Annotated in this window: 22 protein-coding genes; 15 read left to right on the top strand and 7 right to left on the bottom strand. The window is 70.4% G+C overall.

Annotated elements, in window-relative coordinates:
- Positions 1-213: 213 nt before the first annotated feature.
- Entirely contained in the window at positions 214-828 is a 615-nt protein-coding gene (locus WBK31_RS28285; RefSeq protein ID WP_364061092.1) for a TetR family transcriptional regulator, read from the bottom strand.
- Positions 829-988: 160 nt separating this feature from the next.
- Here WBK31_RS28285 and WBK31_RS28280 point away from each other — a divergent pair, with 160 nt between their 5' ends.
- The 7 genes from WBK31_RS28280 (at position 989) to WBK31_RS28250 (ending at position 9,779) form a co-directional block, all read left to right on the top strand.
- Complete coding sequence (locus WBK31_RS28280) at positions 989-2,584, top strand: MFS transporter (RefSeq protein ID WP_364061095.1); 1,596 nt, start codon at positions 989-991, stop codon at positions 2,582-2,584.
- 150 nt (positions 2,585-2,734) lie between these two features.
- Positions 2,735-2,992 carry a DUF3039 domain-containing protein gene (locus WBK31_RS28275; protein ID WP_364061098.1) on the top strand — a complete coding sequence of 86 codons (258 nt, stop codon included), beginning with the start codon at positions 2,735-2,737 and terminating at the stop codon, positions 2,990-2,992.
- A 75-nt stretch (positions 2,993-3,067) separates the two neighbouring features.
- Positions 3,068-4,015, top strand: coding sequence for a zinc metalloprotease (locus WBK31_RS28270; protein ID WP_364061101.1), 948 nt, complete (start codon positions 3,068-3,070; stop codon positions 4,013-4,015).
- Positions 4,016-4,038: 23 nt separating this feature from the next.
- Entirely contained in the window at positions 4,039-5,424 is a 1,386-nt protein-coding gene (locus WBK31_RS28265) for an MFS transporter (RefSeq protein WP_406673435.1), read from the top strand.
- Positions 5,425-6,021: 597 nt separating this feature from the next.
- Complete coding sequence (locus WBK31_RS28260) at positions 6,022-7,269, top strand: hypothetical protein (RefSeq protein ID WP_364061107.1); 1,248 nt, start codon at positions 6,022-6,024, stop codon at positions 7,267-7,269.
- Between the two features lie 124 nt (positions 7,270-7,393).
- The gene (locus WBK31_RS28255) at positions 7,394-9,145 is read left to right on the top strand and encodes a DEAD/DEAH box helicase (protein ID WP_364061110.1); all 1,752 of its coding nucleotides are present in this window, start codon (positions 7,394-7,396) and stop codon (positions 9,143-9,145) included.
- Positions 9,146-9,401: 256 nt separating this feature from the next.
- The gene (locus tag WBK31_RS28250; RefSeq protein ID WP_364061113.1) at positions 9,402-9,779 is read left to right on the top strand and encodes an STAS domain-containing protein; all 378 of its coding nucleotides are present in this window, start codon (positions 9,402-9,404) and stop codon (positions 9,777-9,779) included.
- A gap of 61 nt (positions 9,780-9,840) precedes the next feature.
- Here WBK31_RS28250 and WBK31_RS28245 read toward each other — a convergent pair whose 3' ends face one another.
- The 3 genes from WBK31_RS28245 to WBK31_RS28235 form a co-directional block, all read right to left on the bottom strand.
- The gene (locus tag WBK31_RS28245) at positions 9,841-10,365 is read right to left on the bottom strand and encodes a hypothetical protein (RefSeq protein ID WP_378786807.1); all 525 of its coding nucleotides are present in this window, start codon (positions 10,363-10,365) and stop codon (positions 9,841-9,843) included.
- Between the two features lie 171 nt (positions 10,366-10,536).
- Positions 10,537-11,106, bottom strand: a complete 570-nt coding sequence (locus WBK31_RS28240) for a nicotinamidase (RefSeq protein WP_364061119.1) — start codon at positions 11,104-11,106, stop codon at positions 10,537-10,539.
- 15 nt (positions 11,107-11,121) lie between these two features.
- On the bottom strand, positions 11,122-12,360 hold the full coding sequence (locus WBK31_RS28235) for a nicotinate phosphoribosyltransferase (protein ID WP_378786809.1): 1,239 nt from the start codon (positions 12,358-12,360) through the stop codon (positions 11,122-11,124).
- An 85-nt stretch (positions 12,361-12,445) separates the two neighbouring features.
- Here WBK31_RS28235 and clpS point away from each other — a divergent pair, with 85 nt between their 5' ends.
- From clpS to WBK31_RS28210, 5 genes are all read left to right on the top strand, one after another.
- Positions 12,446-12,745 carry an ATP-dependent Clp protease adapter ClpS gene (clpS, locus tag WBK31_RS28230; RefSeq protein ID WP_378786810.1) on the top strand — a complete coding sequence of 100 codons (300 nt, stop codon included), beginning with the start codon at positions 12,446-12,448 and terminating at the stop codon, positions 12,743-12,745.
- Positions 12,746-12,842: 97 nt separating this feature from the next.
- A complete protein-coding gene (locus WBK31_RS28225; protein WP_364061128.1) occupies positions 12,843-13,367 on the top strand; it encodes a DUF2017 domain-containing protein in 525 nt (174 codons plus the stop codon).
- A 9-nt stretch (positions 13,368-13,376) separates the two neighbouring features.
- Positions 13,377-13,778, top strand: coding sequence for a Mov34/MPN/PAD-1 family protein (locus tag WBK31_RS28220; RefSeq protein ID WP_378786812.1), 402 nt, complete (start codon positions 13,377-13,379; stop codon positions 13,776-13,778).
- Positions 13,779-13,985: 207 nt separating this feature from the next.
- Positions 13,986-14,258: a MoaD/ThiS family protein gene (locus tag WBK31_RS28215; RefSeq protein ID WP_364061134.1), complete on the top strand. Its 273-nt coding sequence runs from the start codon at positions 13,986-13,988 to the stop codon at positions 14,256-14,258.
- Between the two features lies 1 nt (position 14,259).
- On the top strand, positions 14,260-15,207 hold the full coding sequence (locus tag WBK31_RS28210; RefSeq protein ID WP_364061137.1) for a cysteine synthase: 948 nt from the start codon (positions 14,260-14,262) through the stop codon (positions 15,205-15,207).
- Positions 15,208-15,392: 185 nt separating this feature from the next.
- On the opposite strand, the gene WBK31_RS28205 is transcribed toward WBK31_RS28210, so the two are convergent.
- Together WBK31_RS28205 and WBK31_RS28200 are read right to left on the bottom strand one after the other, a co-directional pair.
- Positions 15,393-17,270 (bottom strand): DUF3352 domain-containing protein, encoded by a 1,878-nt coding sequence (locus tag WBK31_RS28205; RefSeq protein ID WP_364061140.1) that lies wholly within the window; start codon positions 17,268-17,270, stop codon positions 15,393-15,395.
- Positions 17,271-17,354: 84 nt separating this feature from the next.
- Entirely contained in the window at positions 17,355-17,681 is a 327-nt protein-coding gene (locus tag WBK31_RS28200; protein ID WP_364061143.1) for a hypothetical protein, read from the bottom strand.
- Between the two features lie 102 nt (positions 17,682-17,783).
- Here WBK31_RS28200 and WBK31_RS28195 point away from each other — a divergent pair, with 102 nt between their 5' ends.
- The 3 genes from WBK31_RS28195 to WBK31_RS28185 all read left to right on the top strand — a co-directional run bounded on the left by WBK31_RS28195 (position 17,784) and on the right by WBK31_RS28185 (position 20,297).
- Positions 17,784-18,575 (top strand): thioesterase family protein, encoded by a 792-nt coding sequence (locus WBK31_RS28195; RefSeq protein ID WP_364061146.1) that lies wholly within the window; start codon positions 17,784-17,786, stop codon positions 18,573-18,575.
- A 148-nt stretch (positions 18,576-18,723) separates the two neighbouring features.
- Entirely contained in the window at positions 18,724-19,548 is an 825-nt protein-coding gene (murI, locus tag WBK31_RS28190; protein ID WP_364061149.1) for a glutamate racemase, read from the top strand.
- Positions 19,545-20,297, top strand: a complete 753-nt coding sequence (locus WBK31_RS28185) for an MBL fold metallo-hydrolase (RefSeq protein WP_364061152.1) — start codon at positions 19,545-19,547, stop codon at positions 20,295-20,297. The genes murI and WBK31_RS28185 overlap by 4 nt, the downstream gene beginning before the upstream one ends.
- A 162-nt stretch (positions 20,298-20,459) precedes the next feature.
- Here the strand turns inward: WBK31_RS28185 and WBK31_RS28180 are convergent, their stop codons facing one another.
- Positions 20,460-21,701, bottom strand: coding sequence for an MFS transporter (locus WBK31_RS28180; protein WP_364061155.1), 1,242 nt, complete (start codon positions 21,699-21,701; stop codon positions 20,460-20,462).
- Positions 21,702-21,733: the final 32 nt, after the last annotated feature.

Here is a 21,733-nt window from a genome sequence, read left to right as displayed (position 1 = left end):
TTCTCCCCGCGAGTTTTCCCGCAAGCGCTCGCCTGCGGCCTTCGGGGGCGCGCGCTCGCGGCGGGCCTTGTACGGCCTCCGCTCGCGGCGGGCCTTGTACGGCCTCCGCCCGCGGCGGGCCCTGTGCGGCCTCGGCTCGCGGCGGGTGCGGGCGCGCTGCCGGGAGGGCGCGCCCGGGGACGCGGTCGGCGGCTCGTGCGGCGCCGCCGCGAGTCAGGGCTGCTGGTCCCACCCGGGGCGCAGGCAGCGCTCGGTCATCTCCAGCGTCTGCGCCATGCGCTCCTTGATCTCCGCCATCGACGTGGTGTTGCGCGGGCACTCCATGCCGACGCGCATGGCGGACAGCGCGAACGCCACGATCAGGTGGGCGAACTGGTCCTCGTCCGGGTCGGTGCCGCGGCGGGCGGCGATCTCCGCGGCCAGGCGGCGCTGGGTCTCCGCGCTTCTGGCCGCCGAAAGCCCGACCAGGTGCGGGTAACGCTCGAAAAGTCTGCGGAGCTTGAGGAACCTCTCCACGTCCTCCGGCGTTGACTCCTCCAGGTCGGCGAGCACGGCGCGCAGCCCGCTCATCAGCGAGGCGAACGGCGGCTCGTCGTGCGGGCGTTCGGCCAGGGCGTCGAGCATGATCGCTTCACCGTGGTCGTGGAACCACAGCACCAGGTGGTCCTTGCTGGTGAAGTAGCGGAAGAAGGTGCGAGGGGAGATCTCGACCGCCCCCGCGATCTGCTCGACGGTGGTCGACTCGTACCCTTGTTCGAGGAAGAGGTCGAGCGCGGCGTCGAGGATGGCGGCGCGCGTCTTCTCCTTCTTGCGTTCCCGCAGACCCACTGTCGTCACTCCCTCGACATCGAACTGTCACAGTGTGCCATAAGTCATAGCCCGCCATAAAAAAGTCAGTTGTGAAGTGTCATACTGTGTCATTAGATTACCTGAGGCTTGACATACATGTGCCCTGATCTTGGGCGACACGTGGGAAATAGGGGGATTTATGGCTCACGCGAAGGCGGTCGACGCACCGTCATCGCCCGGCCCGGCCGAGACGGGGACCGGGGGCAACCCGTGGCTTGTTCTGCTGGCGGTCAGCCTGGGCGTCATCATGGTGATGCTCGACGGCACGGTCGTCGGCATCGCGAATCCGGTCATCCAGGCCGACCTGAAGGCGTCGCTGTCCGACCTGCAGTGGGTGACCAGCGGCTACCTGCTAGCGCTCGCGGTCTTCCTCATCACCGCCGGCAAGCTCGGTGACCTCTTCGGGCACAAGCGGGTCTTTCTCATCGGTGTGGCGGGCTTCGCCTTGTCGTCGGTGGGCATCGGCTTCAGCGCCGAGCTCGCCGACATCATTCCCGGTGTCACCCCCATCGGCGCGCTGATCGGCCTGCGGGTGGCCCAGGGTCTGTTCGGCGCGCTGTTGCAGCCCGCCGCGCTGGCGCTGCTGCGCGGCGCGTTCCCCGGCCCCAAGCTGAACCAGGCGATGGGCGCGTGGGGCGCCATCATCGGTCTGTCCAGCGCCGCCGGGCCGATCGTGGGCGGCCTGCTCGTCGACAGCGTCAGCTGGGAGTCGGTCTTCTTCATCAACGCCCCCGTCGGCGTCATCGCGCTGATCATGGGCATCATCCTGATCAAGGAGAACCGCGCGCAGACCCTCGCCAGGATCGACTGGCTGGGCGTGGTGCTGCTGTCGGGCGCGATGTTCTCGCTGGTCTGGATGATCATCAAGGCCCCCGACTGGGGCTGGGGCGACAGCACGACCCTGACGTTCCTCGCCGTGTTCGTGGTGCTCATCGGCCTGTTCATCTTCTGGCAGAGCCGCGCGAAGCAGCCGCTGGTGCCGCTGTCGCTGTTCGCCAACCCGTCCATCTCCATCGGCACCTTCCTGATGATGATGGTCGCCTTCGCCATGTTCGGCGCGATGTTCTTCCTGGGCTTCTTCTTCCAGGGCGTGCACGGCCTGGCGCCGCTGGAGGCGGGCCTGCGCATGCTGCCGATGAGCGCGGGCATGATCTTCGCCTCGCCGCTGGCCGGCATGATGCTGAGCAGGTTCGGCCCGAAGCTCACCATGGCCGGCGGCCTGCTGATCACCGCGTTCGCGATGTTCCTCATGTCGCGGCTCGGCATCGACGCCACGTTCATCGAGAGCGCCATCCCGTTCGTGCTGCTGGCCTTCGGCCTCTCGCCGGTCTTCGTCGGCGCCACCGAGATCATCGTGGGCAACGCGCCGGTCGAGCTGAGCGGCGTCGCGGGCGGCGTGCAGCAGTCGGCCATGCAGGTCGGCGGCGCGCTCGGCACCGCCATCCTGGGCGCGGTGATGGCGTCGGAGATCTCCAGCAAGATGCCCGGCTACCTCGGCCCGATCGCCCAGCAGATCCCGCCGGAGCAGATGGCCGCGCTGGAGAAGGCCGCCGCGTTCGGCGCGGCGCCTCCCGGGCTGCCCGAGCCGATCGTCAACGCCGTGCACAACTCCTTCATGGACGGCATGCACCTCGCCTTCGTCGTGAGCACCTGCATCGCGGTGATCACCGCCGCCCTGACGATGTTCGTCAAGGCCGGCAGGAAGACCGAGGGCGCACCGGTCCACATGGGCTGAGCCCCGGCGCGCGTACGCACGGCCTCCGTCCTTCCGGGGCGGGGGTCATTGCGCACGCTGGGCCTCGGCGCGCGTACGCACGGCCTCCGTCCTTCCGGGGCGGGGGCCGTCGCGCTCTGCGGGGTCCTGGACGGGCATAAACTCGATGGGGTGAGCACGAAGATCCTCCCAGAGCAGGAGACCACTCCGCGGACGTCGCACGGCGACGGCGATCACGAGCGGTTCGCCCACTACGCGGACAAGCACAAGATCACCGAGAGCATGGTGACCGGCACGCCCATCCGCGCCCTGTGCGGCAAGGTCTGGGTGCCCAGCCGTGACCCCAAGAAGTACCCGGTCTGCCCGGAGTGCAAGGAGATCTACGAGAGCCTGCCGCCCGGCGGTGGCGAGGGCGACGACAAGCAGTGAGTGTTGCAGAGCGGTAATCCCCGTACGGAGCGTTACGGTCTGTAGCCAGATCGTCTCGCAACCGTGGGGGATTGCATGGTCCGGCGCGCGACCGCCGTCTCGTTGGCATGCCTGTTCGCGGCCGGGCTCGTCCCGCCGCTGCGGCCGGGCGCGGCGCTCCCGCACGGATCGGCGTCCAGGTCGAAGGCCGAGCCGGAGGAGCGGTGCGACGACGGGCGGCCGGAGACGGCCGCTCCTGCCCGCGCTCCCGGCCCGCGATCGCCCAAGCCCGAAGACGTCGCCAAGGTCATCGCCGAGCTCGGCCGCCGCCTGGCCGGGGTCACCCCGCCGACGCGGATCACCGTGCCCACCCGGGTCCACGTGATCGCCGGCGCCGCCGGCCGCCCGGTCTCCGACGAGGCGGTCAAAGCCCAGATCGACGTGCTCAATTCCGCGTACGCCGGCAAGTTCGGCGGCGTCGACACCGGCGTGCGCTTCCGCCTCGACGGTATCGCGGTCCGGCACAGCGAAGCCTGGTTCACCGACCCCGTCGGCAACGAGAAGGTCATGAAGAGGGCCCTGCACGAGGGCGGGCCCGGCACGCTCAACCTCTACATCGCCCAGCTCAGCGAGCTGATGCTGGGCTTCGCCAGCTACCCGTACTGGTACGAGGGCGCGCCCGCGCTCGACGGCGTCGTGATCGACTGGCGCAGCCTGCCCGGCGGCACGATGACCAACTACAACCAGGGCTTCACCGGTGTCCACGAGATCGGCCATTGGCTGGGCCTGTTCCACACGTTCGAAAACGGCTGCCGCGAGCCCGGCGACGGCATCGACGACACCCCGGCCGAGGCCCGGCCCACCGAGGCGTGCCCGCAGGACAAGGACACCTGCGCCGACCGGCCGGGCAAGGACCCTGCGCACAACTTCATGGACTACTCGCACGACCGCTGCATGTGGGAGTTCACCGCAGGTCAGGCCCGACGCATGCACGAGATGTGGGCGGCGTTCCGTGCCCCGGCGAGGGGCAGGTCGGAGGTCTGAACCGGGTGAACTACGATGTGCGGGTGACAGCACCAAAAGCACTCGACACTCCCATGAAGCCGCCAGGCATCTTCAACCCCGCATACCGGGCGGCCACCTTAGGGATCCTGCTGGTGGTCACGCTGATCGCCTTCGAGGGCATGTCGGTCGGGGTGGTCATGCCGTCCATCGCCGACGAGCTGAACGCCCTCGACCTGTACGGCATCAGCTTCTCCGCCTTCCTGATCGCCAGCCTGTTCATGAACGTCGTGGCCGGGCTCTGGTCGGACCGGCGCGGCTACCCGGCGCCGTTCCTGGCCGGCGTGGTGCTGTTCGCCGCCGGCATGGCGCTGGCCGGGGCCGCGTCCAACGCCGGGATGTTCCTTCTCGCGCGGGTCGTGCAGGGGCTCGGCGGCGGCGCCGCCATCGTCGCCCTGTACGTGATGATCGCCCGCGTCTACCCCATGGACATCCGGCCCAAGGCGTTCGCCGCGATCTCCGCCGCCTGGGTGGTGCCCGCCATGGTGGGGCCGTCCGTGGCCGGGTTCGTCGGCGACACGTGGGGATGGCGTTACGTCTTCTACGGCATCGTCCCGCTGGTCGTGCCCGCGCTGGTGATGCTCGTACCGGCGCTGCGCATGGGCTCCGAGCACGAGGCCGAGCCTGCCACGGGCCCGCGCTCCAGGCCCGTGGCGATGACGCTCGCCGCCACCGCGACCGCGGGCGGCGCCGGGCTGCTGCTGTACGGCGTGGACGGGCTGCACCGCGACGCCATGCCCGCCGCCTTGGAGAGCGCGGCCGGGCTCGCGCTGGTCGTCTTCGGCCTGTACCGGCTGCTGCCGCCGGGCGCGCTGCTGCTGCGGCGCGGGCTGCCCACGACCGTCCTCATGCGCGGCTTCTTCTCCGCCTCCTTCTTCGGCGTCAACAGCTTCATCCCGCTCGCCTTGCAGGAGGTGAAGGAGTTCGACACCACCTCGGCGGGCATCGCGCTGACCACCGGCGCGCTGGGCTGGTCGGCGGGGGCGTACCTGCAGGCCAGGCACTCCACCGAGGCGCACAAGCGGATCAGGCTGGGCGCGGGCTGCGTCACCGCCGGCATCCTCGTCAGCCTGCTGTCGGTGCTGCCGGGCGTCACGGGGTGGGTCGCCGTGCCCGCGTGGATCATCGCCGGCCTCGGCATGGGCTACGGCATCACCACCGTCAACGTCACCGCGCTCAAGCAGTCGCCGCTGAACGAGCAGGGCGCGAACTCGGCCGCGCTGTCGGTGTCCGACCAGTTCGGCTCGGCGCTGTCGGTCGGGATCGGCGGCGCGCTGGTGAACGTGATCGGCCATGCCCCGTCCCAGATCGCCACCGGATTCCTCGTCATCTCCGGCCTCATGGCCGCCATCGCGTTCAGCGGGACCCTGCTCGCCGGGCGCACCCGCTGAAATTTCCGTCCCTCCCGTCACAGCCGTCACAGTTCGCCTGCCGGCGATCGCAAGGAGTGATAGGACAGCGGGCAGGGAGGTGACATGGAGGGTGATCACCGGGTCTGGCCCCCGCTGCCGGGGCCCAGGCACCGCCGTCCTTCGGCTCCTTCGCCGTCGCCTTCCCCCGACCGGCCCCAGCTCGATCAGCCACCGCCCGATCAGCCACCGCCCGATCGGACACAACCCGACCGGCTTCCGTCCGACCGGCCCCGGTCCGACCAGCCACTGTCCGTCCGGCGACCGTACGGCCAGCCACCGCCCCGGGCCGACCAGCCACCGCCCCGGGCCGACCAGCCACCGCCCCGGGGCGCGCAGTCCCCGCCCGGCCTGACCGCGGTTCCGTCCGAGGACGCCGAGCCTCCGGCCGGTCGAACCCGGCCGCCGGGGGATGGTGCCGCGCCTTCCGGTCCGGCGCCGGGGGGTGGTGCCGCGCCCCCCGCCGGTCTCGCGCCGGAGGGCCGTGCTGCGACCTCTGCCGGTTCCGTGCCGGGGGGTGGTGCCGCGCCCCCCGCCGGTCTCGCGCCGGAGGGCCGTGCTGCGACCTCTGCCGGTTCCGTGCCGGGGGGTGGTGCCGCGCCCCCCGCCGGTCTCGCGCCGGAGGGCCGTGCTGCGACCTCCGCCGGTCCCGCGTCGGCGGGCGGCGACCCGCTGACCGCCGTACCGTCCCCGCGCCCCAGGACCATCCGGCCGCCGTACCAGGACGACCGCCGCCGGGCCGAGCAGCACTGGGCGGAGAGCCGCGGGACCGCCTCGGACCCCAGCCGGCAGCCGCCGCCCGCCTGGGGACGCAGGCGGGCGCAGGACCGCGCCGCCGAGCCCGCCTGGGGCGCGGAACCCGCCGGGCCCGCAGGCCCCCTCAGCGGGGAGGGGAGCCGCCGCAGGCGGCCGCACGACGACGGGCCGGACCGGCAGCGGTCCGGCGACCCCGGCTGGGGCGGCTCCGACGGCTCGGGCTGGGCGCGTACCGAGGCCCAGGGCTCCGGGAGGGACGGCGACGACGGCTGGGGACACGACCCCGCCTGGGCGCGTGACGAGGACGCGGGGCGGAGGCGGCGGCATCCGCTCGATCTGGAGCCGGACAAGGAGTTCTGGGGCGAGGACGACCTGGACGACGACGCGGACGACGACGAGCCGTCCTGGAACCCGCGCATCCGCGGCGCCGTCCGCCAGAGCGGCGCCGCCGACGACGACCTGCCTCCCTCGGCCCGGCTCTACCGCTCGCCCACGGCGCCCAAGCAGCACGCCACGCGCGCCCAGAGCGGCGCGGGGACGGCCAAGAAGGTCGCGGCCGTGCTGGCGGCGCTGGCGGCCGGTACGGCGCTCGTAGCGGCGGCCACGAGCGCCGCCCTGCGGTTCGTCGCCCCGCAGCCGGAGGCGGACCGCCTGAGCGACTCGCTGGCCGGGGTGGCGGCGCCGTTGCCCGAAGGCTGGCGTACGAGCCCGGTGCCGCCGGTGACGGGCTTCACCTCGGTCGCCCGCGACGGCGACGGCGCGGTGGTGATGGCCCGCCCGGTGCCGGGGCCGATCGAGGACGCGAAGAAGACCGCGGCGCAGGCCGCCCAGCTCTACTCCAGGCTGCTGCTCAAGGGCGACCGCGTGACGGTGGTGGACGACCGCGGCACCCGGGACGGCTACACGCGGGCGCTGCGCGCTGAGTACCGCGATGTGGTCAACCGCCCGGCGTTCCTGCGCGTGATGCTCGTCACTCGTGAAGACCAGCCGGTGCTGCTCGTCGGGCTGCTGCAACCCGAGGACCAGGTCCGCAGGCAGGCGCTTGAGGCGGTCATGACGAGCCTCCGATAAGCCGCATAGCACGTGAGGAGAACCTTGGCCAGAATCCTCGTCTCACGGCACGTCTTGTCGGTGGCCCCGATTACCCTTGGATCACTGTGAGAGAGCGAAGCACACCAACCCCAGAGGTGATGCGGTGAGCACCTTCGCCGCGTCCCACCTATCGCCTTCCTATCCAGATCGGGCCGCCTGGGGCACCGCTCCCAAGCTGCGCGCCTGGCAGCAGCAGGCGTTCGACCTCTACTTCAGCCGCGAGCCGCGTGACTTCCTCACCGTGGCGACGCCGGGCGCGGGTAAGACGACCTACGCTCTGCGCATCGCCAGCGAGCTGCTCGCGAGGGGCGTGGTCAAGGCGGTCACGATCGTGACGCCCACCGAGCACCTCAAGCGCCAGTGGGCCGACGCCGCAGGGCGGGTGGGCATCGCCGTCGATCCCGAGTTCAAAAACAGCCAGGGCACCACCTCGCGCGACTACATCGGGGTGGCGGTGACCTACGCGCAGGTCGCCATGCATCCGGCGCTCCACAGGGCTCGCACCGAGGCCCGCAAGACGCTCGTCATCTTCGACGAGATCCACCACGCGGGCGACGCCAAGTCGTGGGGCGACGGCGTCCGCGAGGCGTTCGAGCCCGCCACCAGGCGGCTGCAGCTCACCGGCACGCCGTTCAGGTCCGACGACAACCCGATCCCGTTCGTCACCTACGAGGAGGACGCCGAGGGGGTCAAGCGCAGCGTCTCCGACTACTCCTACGGCTACGGTCCCGCGCTCGCCGACGGGGTCGTCCGTCCGGTGATCTTCCTGGCGTACTCCGGCGAGATGAAGTGGCGCACCCGTGCGGGCGACGAGATCGCCGCCTCGCTCGGCACCCCGCTCACCAAGGATCAGCTCTCCCAGGCGTGGCGGGCCGCGCTCGACCCCAAGGGCGACTGGATCCGCCAGGTCATGCACGCGGCCGACCGCCGGCTCACGGAGGTGCGCAGGGGCGTGCCCGACGCGGGCGGCCTGGTCATCGCCACCGACCACGAGACCGCCCGCGCGTACGCCCGCCACCTGCGCAACATCACCGGCGAGACCGCCACGGTGGTGCTCTCCGACGACCCCGGCGCGTCGAAGAAGATCAAGCAGTTCTCGGCCTCGCAGGACCGCTGGCTGGTGGCCGTGCGCATGGTGTCGGAGGGCGTCGACATCCCCCGCCTGTGCGTGGGCGTCTACGCCACCTCCACCTCCACGCCGCTCTTCTTCGCCCAGGCCGTGGGCCGCTTCGTGCGCGCACGCAAGCGCGGCGAGACCGCGTCCGTCTTCCTCCCCTCGGTGCCGACCCTCCTGGGCCTGGCCAACGAGATGGAGGCCGAGCGCGACCACGTGCTCAACAAGCGGCCGCCCGAGGACGGCCTCGACGACACGCTGCTCGAACAGGCCAACCGCCAGAAGGACAACCCCGACGTCCTGGGCGACGAGCTGCCGTTCGAGACGATGGAGGCGACCGCGACGTTCGACCGCGTGCTGTTCGACGGCGGCGAGTTCGGCACCGGCGGCGCTGTGGGCTCCGCCGAAGAGGAGGACTTCCTCGGCCTGCCCGGCCTGCTCGAGCCCGACCAGGTGGCCACGCTGCTGCGCAAGCGGCAGTCCGAGCAGCAGGCGGCGCGGCGCAGGCAGCAGGCGGCCCAGCCCAAGCAGGAGCTGGCTCCGCACGAGCAGATCGCCGAGCTGCGCCGCGAGCTCAACGGCCTCGTCGGCGCGTGGAACCACCGCACGGGCCAGCCCCACGGCGTGATCCACAACGAGCTGCGGCGGGCCTGCGGCGGGCCGCCGATCGCGCAGGCGACGCTGGAGCAGATCCAGGAGCGCATCGCCATGATCCGCCGCTGGGCCACCCAGCGCCGCTGACCGTCCCGGCCGGCGGCGCTTGGCTCCCCGCCCGGGACGGGCTCTGTACCCGGGACAAGCCCTGCGCCCGGGTCGGGCTCTTCGCCCTGGACGGGCGGGAGGTCCCTGGTTATCCCAGGTCAAGGGATATGAGGCTGGCCGTCACGTTACGTGACTATGCGCATTTGGTCACAGAGCGCTGGCCATCTGTTAGAAGCTCGACGGAACCGGCAACAACACTCTTGGCTGTCTTGGGATACGCAGAAGGACTTTGCCCATGTCGTCTGAGGCCACCGGAAAGCCGACGCTCACCGTCACCTCTGGCCTCTCTCGAAACGCGATCATCATCAAGCTCGAAGGCGAACTCGACGTCAACGCGTTGCCGATCTTTCAGGAGCACATCCAGCGCATCTGGGAGCTGCCTCCCAAGCCCTTTCTCATCCTCGACCTCGGCGAGGTCTCGTTCTGCGACTCCATGGGCATGAACGAGCTCGTCCACCTCATGCAGCGCTGCGAGGCACAGGGCACCCGGCTGCTGCTCGGCGGGGTGCAGGGGGTCATGGCGCGGGTGTTGTCGATCACCGGGCTGCGGCACGCGTTCGAGGTGTTCGCCCGGTTCGACGACGCGATGCGGCTGGCCGTCACCCACGCCTGACCGGCAGGGCGCCGGCTCACTCGGCCCCGGCCGCGTGCCGCCGGCCCGTGACGCCCCCGGCTCATGTGGCGGGGATCGGGCGGCCGCTGTGGCCGTCGACCGGGGTCACGCCGGGCTTGAAGTGCAGCGGCACCGCCAGCGACGCCGTGCCGCCGCGCACGTGCACCGGCCGCGTGTAGGCGTGGCGCGACGGGTGGCGGCAGGCGCGCGGGGGCGCGTACACCCAGATCATGAGCTGCTTGCCGCGGGGGAGCAGGACCACCTCGGCACTGCCGCACTCGCCGGAGACCGCCGGCCAGGTCAGCACCAGATGCCGGCCCACCTCGGCGGAGGCGGGAACGGGCTCGTGCGCCCGGCAGGGCGGAGTGGCGGGCGGCCGGGCGGCGACGGCGCCGGTCGCGGGCGCCGTGCCCGCGTGCGCCGGGGCGGGCGGCGGGCGCAGCGCGCTCATCGCGATGGTGCCGGCCTCAAGCAGAGCCAGCGTCACGACGGCCGCCGTGCGGTCGGCCCAGGTGCCCCTGAGCAGTAACCACAGGGCGAGCGGCCCGAGAACGAGCCAGGCCACGCCGAGTGACACAGGCAGCATGGAGAACCTCCCACCGCTAGGAAGAGTGATCACTCTCCGTGGTACTCCTGCTTCGGAGCGTGGTCCGTTCTCCTCGATATCACATGACCGCAGCGTTGCAAACCGTATACGTTGGGTGAACGTGTACGGCCGCGCGCCTGAGCGGCCCGGTGCCGGTGCCGGGGCCGGGGCTCAGCGCACGACGGGGGTGCCCTCGAGGGTGACGCCGGCCTGCTTCATCTCCGCCAGCGCCGCCTCGGTCGTCTCGGGCGCCACGCCGGCCGTCAGGTCCAGCAGTACCCGCACGGTAAGGCCGTGCTCGGCCGCGTCGAGCGCGGTGGCGCGGACGCAGTGGTCGGTGGCGATGCCCACCACGTCCACCTCCGTCACGCCGCGGTCGGTCAGCCACCGCACCAGCGGCACGCCGTCCTCGGAGAGACCCTCGAAGCCGCTGTAGGCGGCCTCATAGGCCCCCTTGCTGAAGACCTCCTCCACCCGGGAGGCGTCGAACGCGGGATGGAACTCGGCGCCCGGCGTGCCGGCCACGCAGTGGGCGGGCCAGCTCGCGGCGTAGTCGGGGGTCTCGGCGAAGTGGTCGCCGGGGTCGATGTGGTGGTCGCGGGTGGCCACAACGTGGTCGTAGGGGTTCTCGGCCACGTGGCGGGAGATCGCCGCGGCCACCTCCGACCCGCCGGCCACGGCCAGGCTGCCGCCTTCGCAGAAGTCGTTCTGCACATCGACGACGATCAACGCGGTGCCCATAGATAGCACGATACGTCAGGCGAATTCGGTGGGAATCGCCGCATACCCCCGGCCGAGCTGGAGCGCCTCCTGGGGGAGCGTGGCGACGGCCGCGGCGTGGCGCTCGCGGGCGGCGGACAGGGGTTCGCGCCCGACGATCTCGCCGTCGCGCACCAGCTCGTGCAGCAGCGGCACGCCGCCCTCGGGGACGAGCCCGCCGGTGGTGATCAGCTCGGTCTCGGCGTGGCCGGACTCGTTGAGCAGCCGGTACGCGTTCTTGCGCCCGCCGCGCGACGGCTTGCCCACCGACCGCTTGGCCACGGCCTCCAGCTTGCCCGTCGCCGTCTCCCTGGCCACCAGCTTGTAGACCAGGGCCGCCGTGGGCACGCCGGAGCCGGTCACCAGCGAGGTGCCGACGCCGTAGCCGTCCACGGGGGCGGCGGCGAGCGCGGCGATGGCGTACTCGTCGAGGTCGGAGGTGACGATGATGCGGGTGTCGAACGCGCCCAGCGAGTCGAGCAGCTCGCGCACCTCCTGGGCGGCCGCGGCCAGGTCGCCCGAGTCGATGCGGACCGCGCCCAGCTTGTTTCCGGCGACCTCGACGGCCGTGCGCACGGCCTCGGCCACGTCGTAGGTGTCCACCAGCAGCGTCGTCTCGGGCCCGAGCGAGGCGATCTGGGCCTCGAACGCCGCCTGCTCCGAGTCGTGCAGCAGCGTGAACGCGTGGGCCGCCGTGCCCGCCGTGGGCACGCCGTACATCTTCCCCGCCATCAGGTTGGAGGTGGAGGCGAACCCGGCGATGTAGGCGGCCCGCGCGGCGGCCACCGCGGAGTGCTCGTGCGTACGCCGCGAGCCCATCTCGATGATCGGCCGCTTGCCCGCCGCGTTGGTCATGCGCGAGGCGGCGGAGGCGATGGCGCAGTCGTGGTTGAGTATCGACAGCGTGAGCGTCTCCAGCAGCACGGCCTCGGCGAACGTGCCCTCCACGACCATGATCGGGGAGGCGGGGAAGTAGAGATCGCCCTCCCGATAGCCGTAGATGTTGCCGGAAAACCGGTAATCGGCGAGAAACGCCAGGGTCTCCTCGTTGACGATGTTGTGCTCACGCAGAAAGGTGAGTTCATTGTCACCGAAACGGAAGTTCTCCAGCTCGTCGAGGACGCGCCCCGTTCCGGCGACGACCCCGTATCGCCGCCCACCGGGGAGATGGCGGGCGAACACCTCGAAAACCGCCCGCCGGTGCGCGGCACCGCTGCGCAGGGCGGCCTGCAACATTGTCAGCTCATAGTGATCTGTGAGCAACGCAGTGCTCATGGTCATTCTCACGACTCGAAGACTACGGCCCAGATAGGGCAGACTCATGGATGTGGGTAGCACCGCTCCAATCGCCGTTGAGCGTCCGTCATCGGACGTCCGGCCCGATCTGCCTTGGGTGACCATCGTCTGGAACGACCCCGTCAACCTCATGTCCTACGTGACCTATGTCTTCCAAACGGTCTTCGGCTACACCCGCGAAAAGGCCGAGAAGCTGATGCTCGACGTGCACCACAAGGGCAAGGCCGTCGTGTCCAGCGGCACGCGCGAGGAGATGGAAAGAGATGTGCAGATTCTCCACTCCTACGGCCTGTGGGCGACGCTCCAGCCGGACTCGGTCAAGTGAGACCCGGCCAAGTGAGACGCGGCCAAGTGAGACCCGGCCAAGTCAGACCCGGTCGAGTGGGACGCGCGGGTCGCGGCACTACCAGGAAGAGGCACAGGTGAGTTCGGGGTTCTCGCGGGGGAAGGACGGCGGGGTCGTCGCCGAGTTCGAGGCGGCGGAGGTCTCGCTGCTGCGCTCGCTGGTCTCCATGATGCTCGGCATCGTCTCGCCGGGGCAGACCAGCGACGACCCGCTGGAGCGCGCGCTCGGCATCGGCGACAGCACGGCGCCGTCCGACCCCGTGCTCGCCCGGCTGTTCCCGTCGGCGTACGAGGACGAGAAGGACGCCGCCGAGTTCCGCCGCTACACCGAGGCGACGCTGCGCGACGGCAAGCGGGCCGACGCCCAGACCGTGCACGACACCGCGCGGCCGGGCCGCGCCGAGCTGTCGGCCGAGGAGGCGCAGGCGTGGCTGCGCTCGCTCAACGACCTGCGCCTGACGCTCGGCACCAAGCTCGACGTGACCGAGGAGGTCCACGACGAGATCGCCGTGATGTCGGAGGACGACCCCCGCTACCCGGCGTACGTCACCTACGACTGGCTGACCTACCTCCAGGACAGCCTGGTCCGGGCGCTCTGGTAACTTCCGGGCATGCTGTCGATCTCGCAGGAACTGGCTGACAAGATCGTCGCGCATGCCCGCGCCGATCACCCGGACGAGGCGTGCGGCGTCATCGCGGGCCGTAACGGCGTGCCCGAGCGCTTCATCCCGATGCAGAACGCCGAACGCTCGCCCACCTTCTACCGCTTCGACTCGATGGAGCAGTTCCGGGTGTGGAAGGAGATGGACGAGCGCGACGAGGAGCCGGTCGTCATCTACCACTCCCACACGGCCACCGAGGCGTACCCGTCGCGCACCGACGTCTCCTACGCCTCCGAGCCGAACGCCCACTACGTCCTGGTCTCCACGCGGGACGAGAACGAGGTGGAGTTCCGCTCCTTCCGGATCCTCGATGGGGAGATCACCGAGGAAGAGGTAAGGTTTCTCCCATGATGGTCAGGCCGGTGCAGAGCTTCCTGTTCGCACACACTCCTGCCGTCGTCGTCTACGACTGTCCGGCCGGAGACCCGCTGGTCTCGCGCCCGTAGGACGTCTCTGTCCGGCGAGCGGCGCAGCCGGCGTACGAGCCCATGGAATCCGCACCACTCCATCGGCGTTGCTGCCGATGGGACGACGACTGACCTGAGGAGACTGACCGCGATGGCCATCGAGGTTCGCATCCCGACCATCCTGCGTAACTACACCGACGGCGCGAAGGCCGTGAGCGCCGAGGGCGCCACGCTCGAAGAGCTGATCAGTGATCTCGAGTCCCGCCACCCCGGCATCAAGGAGCGGCTGGTCGACGACGGCAGCCTGCGCCGCTTCGTCAACGTCTACCTGAACGACGAGGACGTCCGCTTCCTCGGCGGCCTCGGCACCCCGCTGTCCGACGGCGACACGGTGACCGTCCTGCCTGCCGTGGCCGGCGGGTGACATGCGTTTCGACTCGCTGATCGACTCGGTCGGCCGCACCCCGCTGGTCGGCCTGCCCAGGCTGTCGCCCTCGGGTGAGGTGCGCATCTGGGCCAAGCTGGAGGATCGCAACCCGACCGGGTCGATCAAGGACAGACCGGCCCTGTGGATGATCCAGCAGGCCGAGAAGGACGGGCTGCTCACGCCGGGCTGCACCATCCTTGAGCCGACCAGCGGCAACACCGGCATCTCGCTGGCCATGTCGGCCAAGCTCAAGGGCTACAGGCTGATCTGCGTGATGCCGGAGAACACCTCCGAGGAGCGCCGCCAGCTCCTGCGCATGTGGGGCGCGGAGATCATCTCCTCGCCCGCCGCCGGCGGCTCCAACGAGGCCGTGCGGGTGGCCAAGGAGCTGGCCGCGAAGAACCCGTCGTGGGTGATGCTCTACCAGTACGGCAACCCGGCCAACTGGCGCTCACACTACGAGACCACCGGCCCGGAGATCCTTGCGGACCTGCCGACGGTCACCCACTTCGTGGCGGGTCTCGGCACCACCGGCACCCTCATGGGCGTCGGGCGCTACCTGCGCGAACACGTGCCCGGCGTGCAGATCGTGGCCGCCGAGCCGCGCTACGGCGAGCTGGTCTACGGCCTGCGCAACGTCGACGAGGGCTTCATCCCCGAGCTCTACGACGAGTCCGTGCTGACCACCCGCTTCTCGGTCGGCTCGGCCGACGCGCTGCGGCGCACGCGCGAGCTGCTGGCCTCCGAGGGCATCTTCGCCGGCGTCTCCACCGGGGCCGCGCTGCACGCGGCGCTGGGGGTGGCCAAGAAGGCGGTCAAGGCGGGGGAGCGGGCCGACATCGTGTTCGTGGTGGCCGACGGCGGGTGGAAGTACCTGTCGACGGGCGCGTACGAGGGGACGCTCGAAGAGGCCGAAGAACGCCTCGAAGGCCAGCTCTGGGCCTGACCCGCGGGCTTCGAGTCCCAGGCGGGCTCCGGGTCCCAGGCGGGCTCCGGGTCCCAGGCGGGCTCCTGGGCGTGGTGTGACCGGCGGGCCCCGCGCGGCCCTCGCTCACCGGTGGGTCATGAGAACGGCAGGCGGCCGGCCCCTGTGCAAGGGGCCGGCCGCCTTTTCGCGTGTTCGGAAAGCCGTCAGTTGAACAGCAGCCGCATCGAGAAGTTCGCCTCGGTGTCGGTCTGGCTGCCGCTCACGCCGACGGCCCGCAGCACCTCGGCGTTGGCCTTGTCGTCACCCTGCATCGACTGGAGGTAGAGGTTCTCGATCTTGTCGAGGTCGACGAAGATGGCGAAGTTGGCGTCGTCGGCGTTCGGGATGGCCGTCTGGAACGTCTCCGACTCGCCCAGCGTTCCCTCGGTGGCCAGCTTCTTGGCGTAGTCGTCGGTGGTCGCGACGGTGAAGACGCCGTCCCCGGCGACCTTGGCGATCTGCGGGGCGGGCTGGCCGTTCTGCGCGAACGCGTTCAGCACCTTGTCCACGATCGCTTGCGCCTTGGCCGCGTCGGTGGTGACGCGCACGCCGCCCTTGATCTGGTCGGTGTTCAGGCCCTCGCTGTCGACGGCGACGGTGAAGTTCTGGCCGAGCACGGTGGCGAGGTCGGCGGGCAGGTTCAGGCCGAACCGGGTCTTGAACTGCTGCAGCATCTGCGAGACCTGGGCGTTGCCCGCGGCCGTGGCCTGCTTTTCGATCTCGGCCCACTGCTTGGTGACCATCTGGTCGAGGCCGGAGATCGAGATGGCGCCCGCCGTGGTGTCGGGGAGCGTGCCGATGTTCGCCTTGGGCAGGTCGCCGTCCGGGGCCATGCCCTTGGCGCCGCGTACGACGCCGGCGAGCTCGACGTAGGCGCTGTCGAAGCGCAGGGCGCCGGCGAACCTGGCGTTCTTGATCGCTTCGATCGACGCGACCTGATCGGCGGGGATCTCCTTCTTGGCGAGGTCGATGATGCCGCTCATGGAGGCCCAGAACGACAGCACGCCCTGCTCGCCGACCGCGCCCATGTCCTCGCTGAACTCGGCGTTGTCCGTCAGGCTGCCCTCGGCCTCGGCGTACTTGGTGGCGAGGTCCTGGGACTCGGTGATCAGCGCGTAGTCGTCACGGAAGGCGATGCCGTACTTGTCGTCCTCCATGAGCTTGGCGATGCCGGCCTTGGCGGCCTCCTGGTCCGTGACCTGGACGGCCACCGCGATGTCGGGCTCGTCCTTGCCGGACGGGACGGCGGCGACGCCGATGCGGCTGCCCAGCCAGGGGTCCACGTCCTTGGCGAAGTCGGCCTTGGCGCTGCCGTCCTCGTTGAGGAGGTCGAACAGGGCCTTGCGCGGGTCTTCGCCGGAGAAGGCGTCCTTGGTCGCGGAGAACTTCCTGGCGATCTGGAAGAGCGCCACCTTCTGGTTCGCGGCCGGGTCGAGGTCGAAGCGGGCGTAGGCGATGGAGTTCGCGGGCAGGACGTCGCTCGGCTGGGCGCCACCGCCGCCGAGCGCGCCGACGGCCCACACCGCGCCGCCGCCGAGGAGGACGACGGCCACCGCCGCCGCCACCGCGATGATCCAGCTCTTGCGGCCCTTCTTCGCGGGCTCGGCCGGGCCGAAGCCCTCAGGGCCCTGCTGTTGCCAGCCGCCTTGCTGCCAGCCCTGCTGCTCCTGCTGCCAGCCGCCCTGCTGGTACTGCTGCTGGGGTTGCTGCTGCCAGCCCTGCTGCGCGGGCTGCTGCTGCCAACCTTGCTGCTGCTGCCAGCCGCCCTGCGCCTGCTGGCCGCCGTACGGCTGCTGCGGGCCCTGCGGGGGCTGCGGCTGGCCGTACTGGGGGTTGTAGGGGGGCTGCTGCTGGCCGTAGGCCCCCTGATGCCCGTAAGCACCCTGCCCCTGTGCGGACTGCTGGCCGTAAGGCTGCTGGGGAGGGTAGGGCTGCCCCGGATACTGCGCCGTCGGCTGGTTCTCCGGCTGCTGCCCCTGGTTCCAGTTGTACGCCGTGGTCCGGTCAGGATCCTGGCCATAGGGGGGATTGTTAGCAGACATCACTCAACTCACAATGTGGACTTTTGACCACAGAGAAGGTAGCTGATGTTGCTAGACGTGCGCTTGCAATGTACTGAAGTCGGATTAGACCCGATTCAGCTCATTTCGCAGGACGCCGATGTGCACCTCCCCGCCTCCGTAGTCGACGACGTTCTCCCACGGCACGAAGGTGCAGCCGGCGTAGACGATGCGGGCCAGCAGGCGGGACAGCCAGGACGACCTGCCCTGGCGTTCGCGGGTGAGGCCGAGCAGGAACGGCGCGCGCACGCTGGAGACCACCAGACCGTAGACGGTGTGGCTCTTCTGGAGCTCGCCCTTGTGCTTGACCACGCGGATGTCCACCACGAAACCGACCCACACCCCGTTGGAGTCCCAAACGGACTGTCCGATGAGTTCGGTGACACTAGCCATGATCAAACGGTGTCAGCCGAATCACATTTTCGCAGGTAGGCGCGCTGATGGGCGAATGCTCTAGCATGTCTAGAACATAGTTCGGACGTGAGGCGGGAGCGGATGACGAAGTTCGACGAGGCCACGCAGGCGATCAAGGTCGATGATCACACCTATGACGTCTGTCTCGATCCCGGATATGCGATCGGCGGGCCGCTCAACGGCGGCTACCTGATGGCGACGATCCTGCGGGCGGCGGTGGACGCCTCGCCGTTCGAGCATCCGGTGAGCACGACGGCGCAGTTCCACAGGGCGCCCGTGGCGGGTCCCGCCCAGGTGATCGTGGAGCCGCTGAAGGCGGGCAAGACGGTCGCGTTCGCCCGCGCGAGCCTGGTGCAGGACGGCGTGACGCAGATCGAGGGCCTGATCACCACGGCCACACTGCACGACGTCGAGCCGATTTATGCCGATAAACCGGCTTACGAGATGCCGCCGATCGAGGAGTGCGTCAAGCTCCCCGACCCCAAGCCCGAGTCGAACATGACCTTCAACGCCCAGATCGAGCTGGTCTTCGACCCGCCCACGATCGGCTGGCTGCACGGCAGGCCCACCGGCCGCCCCGAGTCCCGCGCGTACTTCAGGATGGCCGAGCCGCAGGACCCCGACCCGTACGTGCTGGCGCTGGCCGTGGACGCGCTGCCGCCCGTCGTCTTCTCCTCCGGAGCCCGCGGCTGGGCCCCCACCGTGGACCTCACCTGGCACCTGCGCGCCCTGCCCGCCCCCGGCTGGCTCACGCTGCTCGGCAGCGGCCGGCTGGTCGCCGACGGCTGGTTCGACGAGGAGGTCGAGGTGCGCGACTCCACCGGCCGCCTGGTCGCCCAGTCACGCCAGCTCGCCCGCGTCGGCCGGGGCTGACGGACGCGGCTCAAGGCGGAGCCGATCGCATGTTCACAGGACCGATGGTCGCACTGTGACCAAGGCAACACCGCGACATGCTCATGGGTCACCGGTGTGAGGATTCTTACGCAGTGCTGATCGGCGCAGGTCGCCTACCCTCGAGAACGTGCCGGACGCGAGTATTGGGATCTTCGATAGCGGGGTGGGCGGCCTGACGGTCGCGCGAGCGATCATCGATCAGCTCCCCCACGAGTCCATCACCTACGTGGCCGACACGGCGCGGCAGCCGTACGGGCCGAAGCCCATCGCGGAGCTTCGGGCGTACGCGCTGGAGGTCATGGACCACCTGGTCGAGCAGCACGTCAAGATGCTCGTGATCGCGTGCAACAGCGCGAGCGCCGCCGTGCTGCGCGACGCGCGCGAGCGTTATGACGTCCCCGTCGTCGAAGTGATCATGCCGGCCACCCGCCGCGCGGTGCGCGCCACCCGCAACGGCAAGGTCGGCGTGATCGCCACCAGGGCGACGATCGAGTCCATGGCCTACCACGACGCCTTCACCGCCGCCCCTGATGTGGAGCTCACCGGCGTGGCCGCCCCGCGCCTCGTGGAGTACGTCGAGCGCGGCGAGACGATGAGCGACGAGCTGATCGAGGTCGTGCGCGAGTACCTGCAGCCCATCAGGGCCGCCGGATGCGACACGCTCATCCTCGGCTGCACCCACTACCCGCTGCTCACCGGCGCCATCTCCTACGTCGCCGGCGAGGGCGTCACGCTCATCTCCAGCGCCGACGAGACGGCCAAGGACGTCTACCGGATCCTGCACGACCGCGGTCTGGCGGCAGGAAGCGACGCCACCCCCCGGCACCGTTTCCGCGCCACTGGCGACTCCCTGCTCTTCGCCCGGCTCGGGCGGCGTTTCCTGGGGCCGGAGATCGATGCGGTCGAAGTCGCACCAGTGGGGGGTACGACCTTCAACGGGAGGCCCACATGAAGGTGACCATCGTCGGATGCTCGGGCAGCTACCCCGGGCCCGACAGTCCCGCGTCCTGCTACCTCCTCGAGGCCGACGGGTTCAGGATGGTGCTCGACCTCGGCAGCGGCTCGCTGGGCGCGCTGCAGCGCCACATCGGCCTGTACGACGTGGACGCGATCTGCCTGTCCCACCTGCACGCCGACCACTGCCTCGACATCTGCGGCTACCACGTGGCCAGGACGTACGGGCCGAACGCGCCGTACCCCATCGTCCCCGTCTACGCCCCGGCCGACGCGCCCAGGCGGCTGGCGGGCGCGTACGGCATGCCTGACGAGCCCGCGCTGGAGACGGCCTTCGAGTTCGTCCCGCTGCGCCCCGGCTCGTTCGAGATCGGGCCGTTCACGCTGACCGCCGGCCTGGTCAACCACCCGGTCGAGGCGTACGGCTTCCGCGTCACCGACGGCCGCAGGAGCATCGCCTACTCCGGCGACACCGGCGAGTCGCAGGAGCTGGTCAAGCTGGCGGCGGGCACCGACCTGCTGCTGTGCGAGGCGTCGTTCGTCGAGCGCCCCAACCTGCCTCCCGGCCTGCACCTGACCGGACGTCAGGCGGCCGAGCACGCGGCCAAGGCGGGCGTGGGCCGGCTCGTGCTGACGCATCTCGTGCCGTGGAACGACCAGGCGACCGTGCTGGAGGAGGCGTCCACCGGCGGTTACGCGGGGCCGGTCGAGCTCGCCCGCAGCGGCGCCGTCTACGACCTGTCCTGACCGCCGCCGCGGCGCCTTTCACGGCGTCCGCCACAGCATCTGACACAGCGTCCGGCCCAGTGTCCGGCCCAGCGTCTGACACAGCGTCCGGCCCAGCGTCTGACACAGAATCTGACACAGAATCTGACACTGGGCCGCCCGCCATGGCCGCCTCCGCGCGCGTCACTGGCGGGGCTGCGCCTCGGCGAAATCGCGCATGCGCGGCAGCGGTGAGAACAGCAACGGCACGAACGCCACCGCCCGGCCCAGCATGAGCAGCCACAGCGCCTCCCGCACCCCGATCTGCTGCGCCACCAGGCCGCCGAGCAGCGCGCCGAGCGGCATCACGCCCCAGGTCACGAACCGCACCGACGCGTTCACCCGGCCGAGCAGGTGGTCGGGCGTGACGGTCTGGCGGTAGGTGCTCTGGCCGACGTTCGACATGGTGGCGGCCCACGAGATCATCATCGACGCGAGCGCGAAGCAGATCACCCGCCAGTCGGCCTGCGTCATCGGCAGCAGCAGCCCGAACGGCGCCCCGATGGCGGTGGCCAGCATGGTCGCCCTGGCGGTGCCGAGGCGCCGCATCAGCCACCCGCCGGTCAGCCCGCCGAGCACCCCGCCGATGCCGCCGGACATGAGTAATGCCCCGATAGCGCCCGGGGCCAGCTTGACCGTCTCGGCGAGGAACAGCACCGACAGGCCCAGCACGCCGCTCACGCACAGATTCCCGAGCGCGGACGAGGCACTGAAGGCCCGCATCAGGCGGTCCTGCCACACGTACGCCACGCCTTCCTTGATGTCCCGCCGCATCGGGCCGCGTTCCGCCTTCTCGATCGGCGGCTTGTCCGGCACCTTCACCGTGGACAGGAAGAGCACTGACGCGAGCGCCCCGAGAGCGGTGGTCAGGACCGTCCGGGGCGCGCCGAGTAACTGCACCAGCGCGCCGCCGACGCCCGGGCCCGCGAGGAACGCGCCCGACCGCACCGTCTCGAGCTTCGCGTTGCCGTCACCGAGCTGCGTGGTGCTGACCAGGTTGGGCAGGTACGTCGAATCCGCCACGTCGTTGAACACCTGGGCCACGCCCGCCAACAGGGCCACCACCAACAGCATCTCGATGCTGAGCAGCTCGAGGCCGGCCGCCAGCGGGATGCTGCCGAGCAGCACGAATCGTGCGAGGTCGGAGGCCATCATCACCCGACGTTTGCGCATCCTGTCGACCCACACCCCCGCGGGCAGGCCGAGCAGGAGGAACGCCACCGTCTGCAGCGACGACAGCAGACCGACCTGCGCCGGACCGGCGTGCAGCGTCACCACCGCCACGAGCGGCAGCGCCACACGCGAAATATTCGCTCCGAGTTCGTTCGCGGCGTGCGAACCGAGGAACCGGAGAAAGTCAGGGTTTCGCAACACCCCCGTTGTCATTGCGTCAGGATCTATGTGATGGACACATTTGG

Origin of the sequence: Nonomuraea sp. N2-4H (assembly GCF_045291505.1) — a bacterium.
Lineage (GTDB): Bacteria > Actinomycetota > Actinomycetes > Streptosporangiales > Streptosporangiaceae > Nonomuraea > Nonomuraea fastidiosa.
This window is presented reverse-complemented; position numbering and strand designations above follow the sequence as displayed.